Below are 14,330 nucleotides of genomic sequence, written 5' to 3'. Positions count from 1 at the left end.
AAACGGCACCCGGAAACTTCGACCTGTTCAGGTCATATGGCACAGGCGCAGGAAACGCGATGCGTCCGTGACCTCAAGGGCCAGCAGACGCAGGCTTTCGACCTGTTTGTCATCCCTGCCCCATATATCCATCTGGGTGCGTTCATCCACGGACGCGACCTCGGCCGCCTTCGCGGGGGGCAGCGCGCCGGTCACGACCGCCAGGCCCAGCACGATGCTTTTCATGGCGGGCACCATTACCCCCAGCGCCGCAAGCGTGGGATTATCCATCTTTTCCAGTATGCCACGCCACGCCGCCTGCACCGCCGGCGACTGCGACAGGGGCATGATGCCCTGCGTCACCGCCATGTCGATGCCATGGCGCGCATGCAGCCACGCAAGCTGCGGATCCCATTCCGCCTTCTGACGTTCACATAGCAGGGCGGGATGATCCGCGCGGTAGCACAGCAGTTCCCCATCCACATACTGCAGCAGGGCGGTCACCTGCGCTGCCGGGTCCGGGGCGACACGTTCGATCATCGTGCCGGCAATACGGGTCAACGGCAGGTCATCGGGGGTGAAATCACCCCCCTTTTCCCCACCGGCATGCGCCCATTCATCGGCAATCGCGCCGGCCAGCGCGCGCGACGCGACACAGAGTGGCGTCCCACCGGGCAGGCGGATGCCGCGGCCGTCAAGCGCGACGCTGAAGCCCCCCTCCGCCGGACGGGCGGCGGCCTGTACCCAGAACCGCTTTCGCCTGCCCTGTGTCTGGGGCGTGGGGGGGCGTACCCCCTCCTTCATCCCGTTGCCCTGCGTCATTTCAGGATACCCAGCCCCTTCAGCAGGCCAGCCGCCTTCTTCACATCCGGCGAGGACTTGGAATTGCCCAGCAGGCCCGCGGCGCCAGAGGACTGCGCCTTGGGCGCCGCCGTCGTGGGTTCGGGCCCGGCCTGCCCTTCACGCGCGACCTTCAGCGTCGCGGGGCACGGATCGGCCACTGCCTTGCTGTCCGACCCGCCCAGCAGCAGGCCGATGGCGTAACGGCCATCCGCGCCGCCATCCATCTTGGGACGCGGGGACGAAAGCGTTCCCCCCACGCGCAGCGGCACGGTGGCCCCGGTGCCACCGATCATGACCTGCGGCACAAGATGCAGGTCCAGGTCATGCGACACCATGCCCACCGTGCCCTTGCCGGTCACGGTCAATGCATTGGTCTGCACGCCGATGGTGTCCACATTCGCCTTCTTGTCCGCCATGTTCATGTGCAGGCCGAAGCAGCGCAGCGCGATCGGGCCGGAACCCAGCGCGCCACGCGCCGCATCCCCCAGCAGTTCGCCCAGCGCGCTGCCGCTGACCGTGCCATTGACCATGGACACGCCAAGGTGCCCGGTCATGCCGGTGCGCAGTTCGGTCGCGGTATTGCCCTGCGTGCGCACTTCACCCACGACCTGCAACGCACCCTGCACCATGTTGGACAGGCCCGCCTTGCTTTCGAGCCATGTCGCCGGCAGCACCAGCGTGCCGATCGTGCCCGATACGGTGGGCACGCTGCCCGATGCATCGACCTCGAACTGGCCCGACAGGCGGCGGCCCGTGCCTTCGGCCTGTAGCGGGTCAACCTTCAGCAGCCCGTTCCGCAGGCTGATATGGGTCAGGGCGTTGTGGTATTCATCACCCTCGAATTCCAGCTGCGCCACGGTCAGGCGCAGGTCCGCATCCAGCTTGCGCAGCCGGTCGAACGGCAGCGTTTCATCACTGCCCTTGCCATTCGCAGGCGTGACAGTGCTGGCATCGGCCTTGGTGGCGTTGGTGTTACCCATCAGGGCATCCGCATTCACCCAGCTTGCGTCAATCGCGCCACTGACCAGCGGCACGCCCGCATGGCCACCATGAACCGACAGGTCGAGCGCCCCCTTGAGGGAGACCTGCGTGCTCTTGACCGCAATATCCGAAAGCTGGAAATGCGCGCCATTATCCTCGCTGACCAGATGGGTCGAGGCTTCCAGGTGGTCGATCACGGCACCATTGGGCAGCGGCAGCTTGCCAGCCGATGCATTGACATTCACCACCGCGCGCGACCCGCCCAGCGTGCCCGCGACACGCAGGCTGCCCGGATCACCCGACAGGTCCAGCGACAGCGGCAGGGGGTCAGCCAGATGCGACAGCGCCGCCTGCTCCACCTGCTGCAGCGATCCCAGCGTGCCGGACAGTTTCAGTCCCTGCCCCTGCCACGTGCCCTGGCTGCGGATGGTCACGGCGTCCTTCGGCCCCGGCGCGTCAACCGACAGCCCCTGCAGCGTCAGGCCGGACAGGTACTGCCCGGCATCCACCGCGCCCGTGTCCAGATGCAGGGAATTGAGCAGCGGCGTGCTGCCTTCCTTGTCCGCGGCGCTGCCATCCACCACATTGGCCTTGAGCGACAGCCGCCGCACATCCGGCAGGCTCAGGCCGGGGACGAATGCCTCGATCGCCTTCAGGCTGGCGATATTGCCATCCAGACTGATGTTGTAGCCCTTCATGTGGTCGGGGTCGGCCACGGTGCCATCCACCGCCATCTGCCCCACCTGCTGCCCGCCAGCCCTGAACGCCGCCTGCAACGCAACCGGCCAGCCCGCCCGCGCGGTGGATGTCAGGTTGATGGCGCCCGTATGACCCGCCAGCGTGAAGCTGCCGTTGTCATTATGGCCCGCCACGTCGATCTCGGGCTTCGCGCCATCAACGTCGGACAGGTTGATGTGGTCCAGCACCACCTTGCCCTTACTGCCCGACATCCGGTCGTCCCAGTCAAGGTCGGCATTGCTTATGCGAATGCTGCCGATCTGCACCTTCCAGTCGGACGCGGCCTGCGCAGTCCTGGCGTCAGGCGTTGCGGTGGCCTGCGCGCTGTCGGGTGAGAGCCGCCAGTTGGCCTGCCCCTTGTCCGTGCGTTCCAGATGAACCACGGGGTGGACCAGCTTCAGGTCCTCCAGCCGGATTTCATGGTGCAGCAGCGCCATCAACCCCATGCTGGCCTGCAGCTTGTCCGCCGTCACCATGTCGGTATAGGCGCCACCGGCCATGTCCGACAGCCCGACATCACTGACCGACAGTGACAGGGTCGGAAGGACATGCAGTTCCAGTCCCCCCATGCGCACCTTGCGGCCGGTCTGCTTTTCAATCGCGGCAATGGCCTTGGTGCGCAGCGCGTCAGGGTCCAGCATGGACTTGACCGCAAGTCCGGCCCCCCCCGCGATCACGACCAGCGCCGCGACCGAGCCGAGGAGTATGCGCCGTGCATTTCCGTTCTGTGCCATTTCAATTCCTGTCCTGTACCATTCGGGCCGCGCTAGCTGCGGCGGGGCTGTGCCGTGGCGGGTGCGACAAAACCGATCTGCCGGAATGTCTCACGCATGTGAGGGGGCAGGTCCGCCTCGACCATCAGCGTGCCACCGGCCGGATGCGGTATTTCCAGCCTGCGGGCATGCAGGTGTAGCTTATCCGTAAAACCCGTGACATGCGCTATGTCACCGCCATATTTCGGATCACCCAGTATGGGGTTGCCCAGTGCCTCGCAATGCACGCGCAACTGGTGGGTGCGGCCCGTCAGCGGCGAAAGCGCCAGCCATGACAGCTTGCGTCCCGCCGCATCCAGCACCTCGTATTCCGACAGGGCATGCACCGCGTCCGCATCGCCCCGTTCGGCCACGACGCTGATGGCGCCCGCCCCCGCGCCCAGCTTGGTCAGCGGCTGGTCGATGATGCCCGTGGCCGGGCTGGGGCGGCCCACGACAACGGCCCAGTAAACCTTGTGTACGTCACGGCCACGGAACGCCGCCGCCAGCTTGGCCGCAACCCCGGGTGTGCGTGCAACCAGCAGCAGCCCGGACGTATCGCGGTCAATGCGGTGGACCAGGCGCGGGCGCGGGTCGTCGGGGCTGTCGCGCAGGCCATCGAGCAGCGCGTCAATATGGTGCGTGATGCCCGGCCCGCCCTGTACCGCGATGCCTGCGGGCTTGTTCAGCACGATCACGTGGTCATCGCGGTAAACGACCATCTGGTTGATTTCACGTACCTGCCGCGCGTCCAGAGGCTTGACCGCCAGTGGCGGCGGGCGGCTGGCATTGGGTATGGGCGGCACGCGCACGGCCTGTCCCGGGGCCAGACGGGTGGCAGCGGTGGCACGCCTGCCATCCACGCGCACCTGTCCCGTTCGGCACAGCTTCTGCAGCGCACCCTGCGTCAGGTGGGGGTAATGCCTGCGGAACCAGCGGTCGAGGCGGATATCGGCTTCGTCATCGCTGACGGTAAGGGTAACGACACTCATGACCCACGGCTTTCGCGCACTCTGTTCCAACTGTCCAGTCGTCGCGCCACTTCGCGTTCATATCCGCGCCCGGTGGGCTGGTACAGTTTCGGGCGGCGCATGCCATCGGGGAAGTAGTTCTGGCCCGATATGCCACCTTCCGTATCATGGTCGTATTCGTAGCCCTTGCCGTAGCCGATATCCTTCATGAGCGTGGTCGGCGCGTTGAGGATATGGGCCGGCGGCATCAGGCTGCCGGTGGCGCGCGCGGCCCGGCGGGCCATGTTGTAGCCCTTGTACACCGCGTTGGATTTGGGGGCGGTGGCCAGATGCACCACAAGCTGCGCCAGCGCCAGTTCCCCCTCCGGCGATCCCAGCCGTTCGAATGTCTCCCACGCCGCGACCGCCAGCGGCAGGGCCTGCGGGTCGGCCATGCCCACGTCCTCGGCGGCGAAGCGGGTCAGGCGGCGGGCGATATAGCGCGGGTCCTCGCCCCCTTCCAGCATGCGGGCGAACCAGTACAGCGCGGCATCCGGGTCTGATCCGCGCATGGATTTATGCAGCGCGGAAATCAGGTTGTAATGTTCCTCGCGATCCTTGTCATACAGCGCCGCGCGGCGCGCCAGCAGGCTGGACAGGGCGGCGGGGTCCAGCGGCGCCTTCTGCGGTGGCAGGGCCAGAAGCTGCTCGACCATGTTCAGCAGGTAGCGCCCGTCCCCATCGGCCATGGCGCGCAGGGTGGCGCGGGCTTCGGACGTCAGCGGCAGGGTCGTGCCGGTAGCAAGCTCGGCACGTTCCAGCAGCTTTTCCATCGCCGCGTCATCCAGACGGTGCAGCACCAGCACCTGGCAGCGCGACAGCAGCGCGCTGTTCAGCGCAAAGGACGGGTTTTCCGTCGTGGCCCCGACCAGCACGACCGTGCCATCTTCCACCACCGGCAGGAAACCGTCCTGCTGCGCGCGGTTGAAACGGTGAATTTCATCAACGAACAATAACGTGCCGCCGCCACTGGCACTGGTGCGCCGCGCGTCCTCGAACGCGCGCTTGAGGTCGGCCACGCCGGAAAACACCGCCGAAAGCTGCACGAAGCGCAGTCCCGCCGCATCGGCCAGCAGGCGGGCGATGGTGGTCTTGCCCACACCCGGTCCACCCCACAGGATCAGGCTGGCCAGCGACCCGCGTGCAAGCATCTGCCGCAGGCTGCCCTGCGGCCCGAGCAGATGGTCCTGCCCCACCACGTCATCCAGCGTTGCAGGGCGCAGGCGGTCGGCCAGTGGCTGGGTGCGCGCGGCGACTTTCGGTTCATGGGCCGGAAACGGGACCGGGCCGCGCCCGTCCTGCCGTGGCGGCGGGCCGCCAAACAGATCCGCTGGCCCGTTATCCATGCTGTCACGCCTGCCTGCCATATGCTCCTGCCTGTATCATAGCGGTCCCATGTGGCGGACCATGACTGAATCTGGGGACTGTTACCCTTCAATACCAGTACCACCGACACAATACATGCCCGATGCCGCCATGACACGCGATGTCAGAACTGGAAATAGATGAAGGGTTCCGGCGGTCGGCCGCCAATCAGGAACAACAGCAGCACGAAGGCCATGCCTGCCGCCACTGCCATCCACGGTGTCGGCCGCAGGCGTTCCAGCACCACCTGCTGCGAGGCCGGGCCGATCACCGCCACGGCCGCCGCCAGCCCCAGCACGACCGGGCGGCGGATCGCAGCCCCGCCCATGCCATGCAGCCCCGCCATCGCCCCCAGCATATGCCCTGCCGTCGCAAGGTCCGCCGCGCGGAACACCACCCATGTCAGCAGCACGAACCCCATGGTCAGCACATACCCGCCCACGCGCGGCATGGTCCGTCCCGCACGGTCCCACACATGGGCCACCGCCAGCGCCGCGCCATGCAGCAGGCCCCACACGACAAAATTCCACCCCGCCCCGTGCCACACGCCCGCCAGCCACATGGTGACCATGACGTTGACGGCCTGCCGCAGCGGCGTGCAGCGGTTTCCGCCCAGCGGGATATAGATGTAGTCACGCAGGAAACGCGACAGCGTCATGTGCCACCGCCGCCAGAAATCCCGCACCGAAACCGCCGCATAGGGCGCGTTGAAATTGAATGGCAGGCGGATGCCCATCATCAGCGCCATGCCGATGGCCATGTCGGAATAACCCGAAAAATCGAAATAGATCTGCAGCATGTAGGCCACCGCCGCCAGCCATGCCGCCGCCATGCCGGGCACATGACCCGCGTGGGCGGCATCAAACACCGGCGCGCAGATGGTGCCCAGTGTGTCGGCCAGCCCCACTTTCTTGCCAAGGCCAACCAGCAGCAGCAGCCCGCCCCGGCCCAGGTTTTCCCACATCGCGGCGTTGCGGGGACTGGCGTCGAACTGCGGGATCAGTTCGTTATGCCGCACGATGGGACCGGCCACGAGCTGCGGGAAAAACGTGACGAATTCCATGAAATCCGCCAGCCGGTACACCCGCGCCTGTCCCCGTCCCAGATCGACAAGGTAGGAGATTTTCTGGAACACGAAAAACGACAGCCCCAGCGGCAGCACGATGGGCCACGCCACATGGTCCCGTCCCATCCAGTGCATTACGCTGCCCACCAGCCAGTCGGCGTATTTGAAGCCGAACAGCACGGCAATATTGCCCGCGATTCCCACCCGCAGCCACAGGCGCTGGCCTGTCCGCCCCCACATGATGGCGACCATCTGGCTGAATCCGATCATCGCCAGCCAGAACGGCACGAAACGCCAGTCCCACAATCCGTAGAACAGCACGGAGGCTGCAATGATTACGCCCTGCCGCGCGGCCCGGCTGTCGCCCACGGCGTAATACAGCCCGAGTACCAGCGGCAGGAAGACAACCAGGAACGACTGCGAGGCAAACAGCATCAGCCGCCGCGTTCCGCCACCGCCTGTCCCGCCGCATGGCCGCTGGCCCATGCCCATTGAAAATTGTAGCCACCCAGCCAGCCGGTCACGTCCACGGCTTCCCCAACCATGAACAGGCCGGGCACGTCACGCGCCTGCATATCGCGCGAGGACAGGCAGTCCGTATCCACCCCGCCGCGCGTGACCTCGGCCTTCACATAGCCTTCGGTGCCATGTGGGTTGAGCCGCCAGCCCGACAGGACACCGGCGACATTGGCCAGCACCGCATCGGGCATGCCCGCAAGCTGCCCGTCAGGCAGGTGCGCCTGCGCCATGAGCTGGGCCAGGCGCTGCGGCAGCAGCATGGACAGCATGGCCACCCCGCCCGCGCGCGGACGGTCGCGCTTGATTTCCAGCAGCCTGCTGGTGGCATCGATGCCGGGCAGCAGGTCGATATCCAGCACCTGCCCCGGCTGCCAGTAGGACGAGGCCTGCAGGATGGCGGGACCGGACAGGCCACGATGGGTGAAGACCATGCCGTCACGGAAGGTAACCTGGCGCGCCTGCCGCCCTTCCCCCGCATGGCAGGTAATGCCGACCGTGACAGACAGCCCGGCCAGCGGTTCCATCCATTCGCGGTCCTGCGCGCCGAATGTCAGTGGCACCAGTGCGGGCGCGGGCGACACGACACGCAACCCGAACCGGCGCGCAAGATCGTGGGCCAGGCCGGTCGCCCCCAGCTTGGGAATCGACAGGCCGCCGGTTGCGACAATCAGGCTTGGGGCATGGAAGGTACCGTGGTCCGTCTCGACCCGGTAGTGTCCGCCCGCGTCACGCGCCACGTCGATGATCCGGTGCGACACCCGGACATCCACCTGTCCCGCCGCGCATTCACGCCGCAGCATGTCCACGATATCGCGCGCCGAGCGGTCACAGAACAGCTGGCCCGCCGCCTTTTCATGCCACGGGATGCGATGGCGCCGCACCAGGTCCACGAAATCGGCGGGCGTATAGCGCGCCAGCGCCGATTTGGCGAAATGCGGGTTGGCGGACAGGAACTGCCCCGGCCCCGTATCCATATTGGTAAAATTGCACCGGCCCCCGCCGGAAATCAGGATCTTGCGGCCAGCATGGGGCGCATGGTCCAGCACCAGCACCCGCGCGCCCGCCTGCCCCGCCGTGGCGGCCGCCATGAGGCCCGCCGCCCCGGCCCCCAGCACGATGGCGCTGAAACCGGCAGTATGTGCTGTCATGTCCCTAGAAATCCAGATCCGCGTAATGGGCGGGGGGGGTGAAGCCGGTGATGCGGTCCTGCAGCAGGGCGCGGAAGCACGGGCGGCTCTTGACGCGGGCATACCAGTCCTTGGCCGCGGGCGCGCGCGACCAGTCCACGTCATCAAGGAAATCAAGGCAGGACAGGTGGGCGGCGGCGGAGAAATCCGCCATCGACAGCATGTTGCCCGCCAGCCACTGCCGCGTTTCCGCCAGCCAGTCGATATAGGACAGGTGGACGCGGATGTTGGCATAGCCCGCACGCAGGGCCGCGCCATCGGGATTGCCCTTGCCCGAAATACGCTTCATCACCTTTTCATTAAGCAGATTGCGCGAGACCTCGGCCCCGAATTTTTCATCGAACCAGACCACCAGCCGGCGCACTTCCACCCGTTCGGCCAGCGTACGACCCAGCAGCGGGGTGTCGGGATAGGCTTCCTCCAGATATTCGCAGATCACCCACGAATCGGGAATGCACAGCCCGTTGCTTTCCTGTAGCATGGGCACCGTGCCGGCCGGGTTGCGGTCAAGGTATTCGGGACGGCGTTCCCATACCCGCTCGGTCTTGAGTTCAAACGGCAACCGCTTTTCCCCCAGCACGAGGCGGACCTTGCGGGAATAGGGGGAAAGGGGAAGGTGATACAGGATGCGCATGTTCCCGCTTTATTGCATTGTCCCGCCCTTCGCCAAGCCCCGAGTGCGCAGGCATGAAAAAGTATGGCTGCATGGCGGGTGAATGGCGCATCCTTCCCTCGACAGTGACGGCCTGACACGGTAGCTGAAACAACACGCCCCATTCACCAGACAGGACAGGATAACGTTGCCCGACGAACTGCGTCCCCCACCGAAAATCCGCGCACGCGGGCGGTCGTTCCTTGCCCTGGTGCTGTCACCCGAACCCGTCCTGGCCGACTGGCTGGCCGGGCTTGATGCGCAGATCGCGCGATCGAGCACATTCTTCGCCGGCAAGCCGGTCATTCTTGACCTGTCCCTGCTTGACGCCACGACGGAGGGACTGGCCGAACTCTATCCCGCGCTGTGCGCGCGTGGCATCCGCATCATCGGCATAGAAGGCGGCGATGCCTCATGGCCCGCCTGCGCGGGATGGGACTGGCCATCGGGGTTCATGGGCGGGCGCGCGTCGGGGGCGGTCGACATACCCGATGACGCAGCGCCCGTGCAGCCGCAGCCGCCACGCGGGTCATCCATGATAATCGAACAGCCCATACGTTCGGGGCAGGTGATCATGAACCCCGATGGCGATGTCATCGTCATCGGCTCCGTCGGGTCGGGCGCGGAAGTGACGGCGGGCGGGTCGATCCATATCTATGGCCCGCTGCGTGGCCGCGCCATCGCGGGCATGAACGGGCAGCCCCACGCCCGGATATTCGCCCATTCCATGCAGGCGGAACTGCTGGCGATTGACGGATATTACATAACGGCGGAGGAAATTGATCCGCAATATGTTGAAAAACCTGCACAGATCGTCCTCACTAATGACACACTTGTGGTCCAGCCGCTGGTGCCACCTGTCTTTCCCGTACGCAAACGCTAGACAGGCGTCCGAAAGCCCCCCGTCGCGCTCCTCAGGCGCGCCCACCCATCCAACCGTATCCATCAGGTCATGAACAAGAAAACACCTCCTAAAAGCGGACAAACAGGTACCTCAATGGCAAAAGTTCTGGTTGTCACATCCGGCAAGGGTGGCGTCGGAAAGACCACGTCAACCGCCGCATTGGGCGCCTCGCTGGCGCAGACCGGGCAGAATGTCGTCGTGGTTGATTTTGACGTGGGCCTCCGTAACCTCGACCTTGTGATGGGGGCCGAACGGCGGGTCGTGTTCGACCTGATCAACGTGATCCAGGGCGACGCCAAGCTGTCGCAGGCGCTGATCCGTGACAAGCGCATCGAGACACTGTCCATCCTGCCCGCGTCCCAGACGCGCGACAAGGACGCCCTGACCGCCGAAGGGGTCGCCCGCGTCATGCAGGAACTGCGGGAGAAGTTCGACTGGGTGATCTGTGACAGCCCGGCCGGGATCGAACGCGGCGCGCAGCTGGCCATGTACCATGCCGACCACGCCATTGTCGTGACCAACCCCGAAGTATCATCCGTGCGCGACAGTGACCGGATCATCGGGATGCTGGACAGCACGACCGAAAAGGCGAAGGGCGGCGGCAAGATCGAAAAGCACCTGCTGCTGACCCGCTATGACCCGGCGCGCGCGGCGCGCGGCGAGATGCTGCGGATCGAGGACGTGCTGGAAATCCTGTCCATCCCGCTGCTGGGCATCATTCCCGAAAGCGAGGAAGTGCTGCGCGCATCGAACCTGGGCGCGCCGGTGACGTTAAGCAGCCCTGACAGCCCGCCTGCCCGCGCCTATGCCGAAGCCGCGCGCCGGCTGGAAGGCGAGAAACTGGAAATCACGGTCCCGACCGAACGCAAGGGCCTGCTGGCGCGCCTGTTCAAGGGGAAAAGCTGATGGGCCTGTTTGATACCCTATTTGGCCGCGGCACGAAAACATCCGCCCCTGTCGCCCGCGACAGGTTGCAGATCCTGCTAGCGCATGAACGGACGGGAGACGGCAATGAATCCGACCTCCTGTCCAAGCTGCAGGCGGAAATCCTTGAAGTCATCAAGCGGCACATTCCCGTCGAGCAGGAAAAGGTGCAGGTGAAGCTGGACCGTGGCAATTCAGTCTCGATGCTGGAAATCGACATCGAGGTGCCGCAGATCCGCACGCCGGGCCGCCCGTAAGGACGCGCCCGGCCGGGTCATGCCCCGTCAGGACAGGCGGGGTTCGATCCAGCGGCGCGCGTGTTCGAAATCACGCGTGACCGCCGCCTGCGCCGCCGCCACGTCACGCTGGCGCAATGCCGCGATCAGGTCGTCATGCGGGTGGGTGCGCCCTTCATGCTGCATCTGGATCATGGGCCGCGACAGGGCATAGATCGGTCCGATGCGCATCCACAGGTTGCGCAGGATCGTCGCGGTCAGCGGCAGTTCGGCCAATGTTGCCACCGTGGTATGGAAATCCGCGTTGAAGGCCGCCATGCCGCCATCGTCACCCGCGTGCGATGCGTTCATGAACTGCTGCTGCAGGATGACCAGTGCCTCGATCCCATGATCGGATGCGCGCCGGGCCGCAGCGGCGGCAAGACGCATTTCCAGGTCAACGCGCAGGTCATGGATTTCGGCAAAGCTGCGCTGGGTCATGGCGGGCACGACGGCGGTATTGCGATCATTGAGTTCCAGCGCATGTTCGGACACAAGCCGCAGCAGCGCCTCACGCACGGGGGTGGGACTAAGCCCCAGTTCCGCCGCCAGCGGCCGCAATACCAGCCGCTCGCCCGAGCGATAACGGCTGCGGATCAGCCCACGACGCACGTGGTCATAGGCGTCGTCGCTCAACGCGCGGCGGGGAAGCTTTTCAGACTGGCCTGCGCTGAATGATACCATGCCGTTTACTTCATCCTTAATGCAAATAGGTCTTATTTATATCGATCAATAATGATCTGGCCGTGAATGGCAACGCCTGACGCAACGAAAAAACCATTTTTGCCGCATTTAGGCTGCCTGCGGGCCGATCCACCCCCAAAACCGCCTTGTGGGGGAACCTCTTTCCTGTCGGCCCGTTAGGACCAGCAATGATCCGTAACGGACATGCCACCACGCGCATGCCCGAAACCGACAAGGAGAGCATCATGTCCGATGCAGCCGAAAATACGTTCCTGACCGATGTGCAGACCCTGCGTGAACGCGCGAAGAAAGCAATTGAAAAAGGGGCCCTTACCCCCGCGTACCAGGGCAATGTCCAGACCGCGATCGACCTGCTGCAGACTGTCGTTGCGACCGAACTTGTATGCGTGCTGCGCTATACCATGCATTCCATTTCCGTCACGGGCATTACCAGCGAAAGTGTTTCCAGCGAATTCGCGACCCACGCCAAGGAAGAACGGGCCCACATGATGTGGGCGGCCGACCGCATCGACCAGCTTGGCGGCGTGCCGAACCTGTCGCCCGAAGGACTGGCGACCCGGTCCGCCACCGAATATGGCAATGGCGGCAACCTGATTGAAATGGTGCGCCAGAACCTTGTGGCCGAACGTCTGGTCATCGAACATTATCGCGAACTGATCCGTTATTTCGCCGACCATGATCCCACAACGCGGATCATGCTTGAAAAGATCCTTGCGGAAGAAGAAGAACACGCAACCGACATGCATGACCTGCTGGTCGCCCACGAAGGCCGCCCCTTCCTGCAGTCCTGACCTTCTTCCGCCTAGCTATCCCGCCGCCTGCCCCACATGCGCCCACCCTGCCCCGGACGGACCGGGGCGGGTGGCGTTGCCGCGCGCGGCGTCCGGCCACAGGGCCGACAATCCACAGAACTGACTGAAAACGGAGATTCCCCATGACCAAGCCGAAAACCCATGACCTGTTCATTGGTGGCGCATGGTCCAAGGCTGACAATACCGAACGCGATACCATCCGTAATCCCGCAACCGGGGACATACTGGCCCATGTGGCGGTCGCGGGTGAAGACGATGTCAACCGCGCGCTGCGTACCGCACAGGACGCCTTTCCCGCATGGAGCCGGCTGGTTGCCACCGACCGGGCGGATTACCTGTACCGCCTGATCGAACTGATCCGGCGTGATGCGGAAAAGCTGGCGCGCATCATCACCTCGGAAAACGGCAAGCCGCTTAAGGAAGCCCGGATCGAGGTCAATTTCGCCATCCAGCTGATCCGCTTCGCCGCTGAAAACGTACGCCGCCTGGAAGGCAACATCATTCCCGGCAGCCGCCCCGGTGAGAAGATCCTGATCGAAAAGATCCCCCACGGCGTGGTGGCCGGCATTTCGGCATGGAACTTTCCCCTTGCCCTGACCGCGCGCAAGATGGGTCCGGCGCTGGCGGCGGGCAATACCTTTGTCATCAAGCCGCATGAACTCACGCCGCTTTCCACCCTGGCGCTTGCGGAACTGTCGGTCGAAGCCGGTTTCCCCAAGGGGATATTCAATGTCGTGACCGGCGGCGGCGCGACGGTGGGCAACGCGCTGGTGACCAACCCGATCACCAAATTGATCACCATGACCGGTAGCACGCCCGCAGGCCGCAAGATCATGGCCGCCGCATCTGCAGGGCTGAAGGAAGTCCGGCTGGAACTGGGTGGCAAGGCCCCGTTCATCGTGATGGAAGACGCGGATATCGACGCCGCCGTGAATGCCGCCGTCGCCGCGCGCTTCATGAACTGTGGCCAGGTCTGCACCGCCAATGAACGCACCTATGTCCATACGGCGGTCTATGACGCGTTCCTCAAGCGCCTGCGCACGAAGGTCGAAGCCCTGAAAACCGGCAACCCGCTGGATGAAAAGACCGATATGGGGCCGAAGATCAGCGCGCAGGAACTGGAAAAGGTCGACGCCATGGTCCGCAAGGCCGTGGAACAGGGGGCGAAGGTCGAACTGGGCGGCAGGCGCCTGACGGGCGGTGACTATGACAGGGGCAATTTCTACGCACCCACGCTGCTGACCAACGTGAACGGTGACATGGACATCGTGCGCAATGAAGTGTTCGGCCCCGTGCTGTCACTGATCCGCGTAAAGGACTTTGATGACGCCATCGCGCAGGCCAACAATTCGCGTTATGGCCTGTCCGCCTACATGTTCACGCAGGACCTGAAGAAGATCATGCGCATGACCAACGAACTCAACTTCGGTGAGATCTATGTCAATCGCGAAGGGGGCGAGGCCGCGCAGGGCTTCCACCATGGTTATGGCGATAGCGGCATCGGCGGGGAGGACGGCCAGTACGGGCTGGAAGCCTATGTCGATACCAAGACCGTTTACCTGAACGCATAATAAGGTCAGGGCACTATGCGCCACGGGCGGTCCGGAGCAGTCCGGGC

The 14,330-nt window shown here is 64.8% G+C and carries 13 protein-coding genes; 5 read left to right on the top strand and 8 right to left on the bottom strand.

The genetic code is table 11. The annotated features are described in order from the left end of the window. Positions 1-27: 27 nt before the first annotated feature. The 7 genes from S101446_RS13980 to fzlA form a co-directional block, all read right to left on the bottom strand. Positions 28-801 (bottom strand): ATP12 family chaperone protein, encoded by a 774-nt coding sequence (locus S101446_RS13980; protein ID WP_019085239.1) that lies wholly within the window; start codon positions 799-801, stop codon positions 28-30. Further along, positions 798-3,275: an AsmA family protein gene (locus tag S101446_RS13975; RefSeq protein ID WP_087608614.1), complete on the bottom strand. Its 2,478-nt coding sequence runs from the start codon at positions 3,273-3,275 to the stop codon at positions 798-800. Before S101446_RS13975 ends, S101446_RS13980 begins: the two co-directional genes overlap by 4 nt. 32 nt (positions 3,276-3,307) lie before the next feature. Next, positions 3,308-4,285: an RluA family pseudouridine synthase gene (locus tag S101446_RS13970; protein ID WP_010507095.1), complete on the bottom strand. Its 978-nt coding sequence runs from the start codon at positions 4,283-4,285 to the stop codon at positions 3,308-3,310. After that, the gene (locus S101446_RS13965; RefSeq protein WP_087608613.1) at positions 4,282-5,670 is read right to left on the bottom strand and encodes a replication-associated recombination protein A; all 1,389 of its coding nucleotides are present in this window, start codon (positions 5,668-5,670) and stop codon (positions 4,282-4,284) included. The genes S101446_RS13970 and S101446_RS13965 overlap by 4 nt, the downstream gene beginning before the upstream one ends. A gap of 122 nt (positions 5,671-5,792) precedes the next feature. Continuing rightward, positions 5,793-7,169 carry an MBOAT family O-acyltransferase gene (locus S101446_RS13960; protein WP_167376443.1) on the bottom strand — a complete coding sequence of 459 codons (1,377 nt, stop codon included), beginning with the start codon at positions 7,167-7,169 and terminating at the stop codon, positions 5,793-5,795. After that, on the bottom strand, positions 7,169-8,401 hold the full coding sequence (locus S101446_RS13955; protein ID WP_053323505.1) for a BaiN/RdsA family NAD(P)/FAD-dependent oxidoreductase: 1,233 nt from the start codon (positions 8,399-8,401) through the stop codon (positions 7,169-7,171). Before S101446_RS13955 ends, S101446_RS13960 begins: the two co-directional genes overlap by 1 nt. A 4-nt stretch (positions 8,402-8,405) precedes the next feature. Beyond that, on the bottom strand, positions 8,406-9,074 hold the full coding sequence (gene fzlA / locus S101446_RS13950; protein WP_087608611.1) for an FtsZ-binding protein FzlA: 669 nt from the start codon (positions 9,072-9,074) through the stop codon (positions 8,406-8,408). Between the two features lie 166 nt (positions 9,075-9,240). Between fzlA and minC the strand changes: the two genes are divergently transcribed. From minC to minE, 3 genes are all read left to right on the top strand, one after another. Continuing rightward, positions 9,241-9,975, top strand: a complete 735-nt coding sequence (gene minC / locus S101446_RS13945) for a septum site-determining protein MinC (RefSeq protein ID WP_019091689.1) — start codon at positions 9,241-9,243, stop codon at positions 9,973-9,975. 114 nt (positions 9,976-10,089) lie between these two features. Then, the gene (gene minD / locus S101446_RS13940; RefSeq protein ID WP_019085234.1) at positions 10,090-10,902 is read left to right on the top strand and encodes a septum site-determining protein MinD; all 813 of its coding nucleotides are present in this window, start codon (positions 10,090-10,092) and stop codon (positions 10,900-10,902) included. Continuing rightward, a complete protein-coding gene (minE, locus tag S101446_RS13935; RefSeq protein WP_010507107.1) occupies positions 10,902-11,177 on the top strand; it encodes a cell division topological specificity factor MinE in 276 nt (91 codons plus the stop codon). Before minD ends, minE begins: the two co-directional genes overlap by 1 nt. A 27-nt stretch (positions 11,178-11,204) precedes the next feature. On the opposite strand, the gene S101446_RS13930 is transcribed toward minE, so the two are convergent. After that, complete coding sequence (locus S101446_RS13930; protein ID WP_010507109.1) at positions 11,205-11,879, bottom strand: GntR family transcriptional regulator; 675 nt, start codon at positions 11,877-11,879, stop codon at positions 11,205-11,207. A 188-nt stretch (positions 11,880-12,067) separates the two neighbouring features. Here S101446_RS13930 and S101446_RS13925 point away from each other — a divergent pair, with 188 nt between their 5' ends. Both S101446_RS13925 and aldA read left to right on the top strand, forming a co-directional pair. Next, entirely contained in the window at positions 12,068-12,691 is a 624-nt protein-coding gene (locus S101446_RS13925; RefSeq protein WP_087608610.1) for a ferritin-like domain-containing protein, read from the top strand. 143 nt (positions 12,692-12,834) lie between these two features. Then, entirely contained in the window at positions 12,835-14,283 is a 1,449-nt protein-coding gene (aldA, locus tag S101446_RS13920; protein ID WP_010507111.1) for an aldehyde dehydrogenase, read from the top strand. The last annotated feature ends 47 nt before the right edge of the window (positions 14,284-14,330 follow it).

The sequence above is a fragment of the Komagataeibacter europaeus genome, from assembly GCF_002173515.1.
In the GTDB taxonomy this organism is placed as follows: Bacteria; Pseudomonadota; Alphaproteobacteria; order Acetobacterales; family Acetobacteraceae; genus Komagataeibacter; species Komagataeibacter europaeus.
The sequence above is the reverse complement of the archived record's forward strand: the minus strand, read 5'-3'. Positions and strand labels throughout refer to the sequence as shown.

Excerpts from the sequence above, each read along its gene's own strand:
- S101446_RS13980 (WP_019085239.1), bottom strand. The coding sequence starts at position 801 with ATGACGCAGGGCAACGGGATGAAGGAGGGGGTACGCCCCCCCACGCCC.
- S101446_RS13975 (WP_087608614.1), bottom strand. The coding sequence starts at position 3,275 with ATGGCACAGAACGGAAATGCACGGCGCATACTCCTCGGCTCGGTCGCG.
- S101446_RS13970 (WP_010507095.1), bottom strand. The coding sequence starts at position 4,285 with ATGAGTGTCGTTACCCTTACCGTCAGCGATGACGAAGCCGATATCCGC.
- S101446_RS13965 (WP_087608613.1), bottom strand. The coding sequence starts at position 5,670 with ATGGCAGGCAGGCGTGACAGCATGGATAACGGGCCAGCGGATCTGTTT.
- S101446_RS13960 (WP_167376443.1), bottom strand. The coding sequence starts at position 7,169 with ATGCTGTTTGCCTCGCAGTCGTTCCTGGTTGTCTTCCTGCCGCTGGTA.
- S101446_RS13955 (WP_053323505.1), bottom strand. The coding sequence starts at position 8,401 with ATGACAGCACATACTGCCGGTTTCAGCGCCATCGTGCTGGGGGCCGGG.
- fzlA (WP_087608611.1), bottom strand. The coding sequence starts at position 9,074 with ATGCGCATCCTGTATCACCTTCCCCTTTCCCCCTATTCCCGCAAGGTC.
- minD (WP_019085234.1), top strand. The coding sequence starts at position 10,090 with ATGGCAAAAGTTCTGGTTGTCACATCCGGCAAGGGTGGCGTCGGAAAG.
- minE (WP_010507107.1), top strand. The coding sequence starts at position 10,902 with ATGGGCCTGTTTGATACCCTATTTGGCCGCGGCACGAAAACATCCGCC.
- S101446_RS13930 (WP_010507109.1), bottom strand. The coding sequence starts at position 11,879 with ATGGTATCATTCAGCGCAGGCCAGTCTGAAAAGCTTCCCCGCCGCGCG.
- S101446_RS13925 (WP_087608610.1), top strand. The coding sequence starts at position 12,068 with ATGATCCGTAACGGACATGCCACCACGCGCATGCCCGAAACCGACAAG.
- aldA (WP_010507111.1), top strand. The coding sequence starts at position 12,835 with ATGACCAAGCCGAAAACCCATGACCTGTTCATTGGTGGCGCATGGTCC.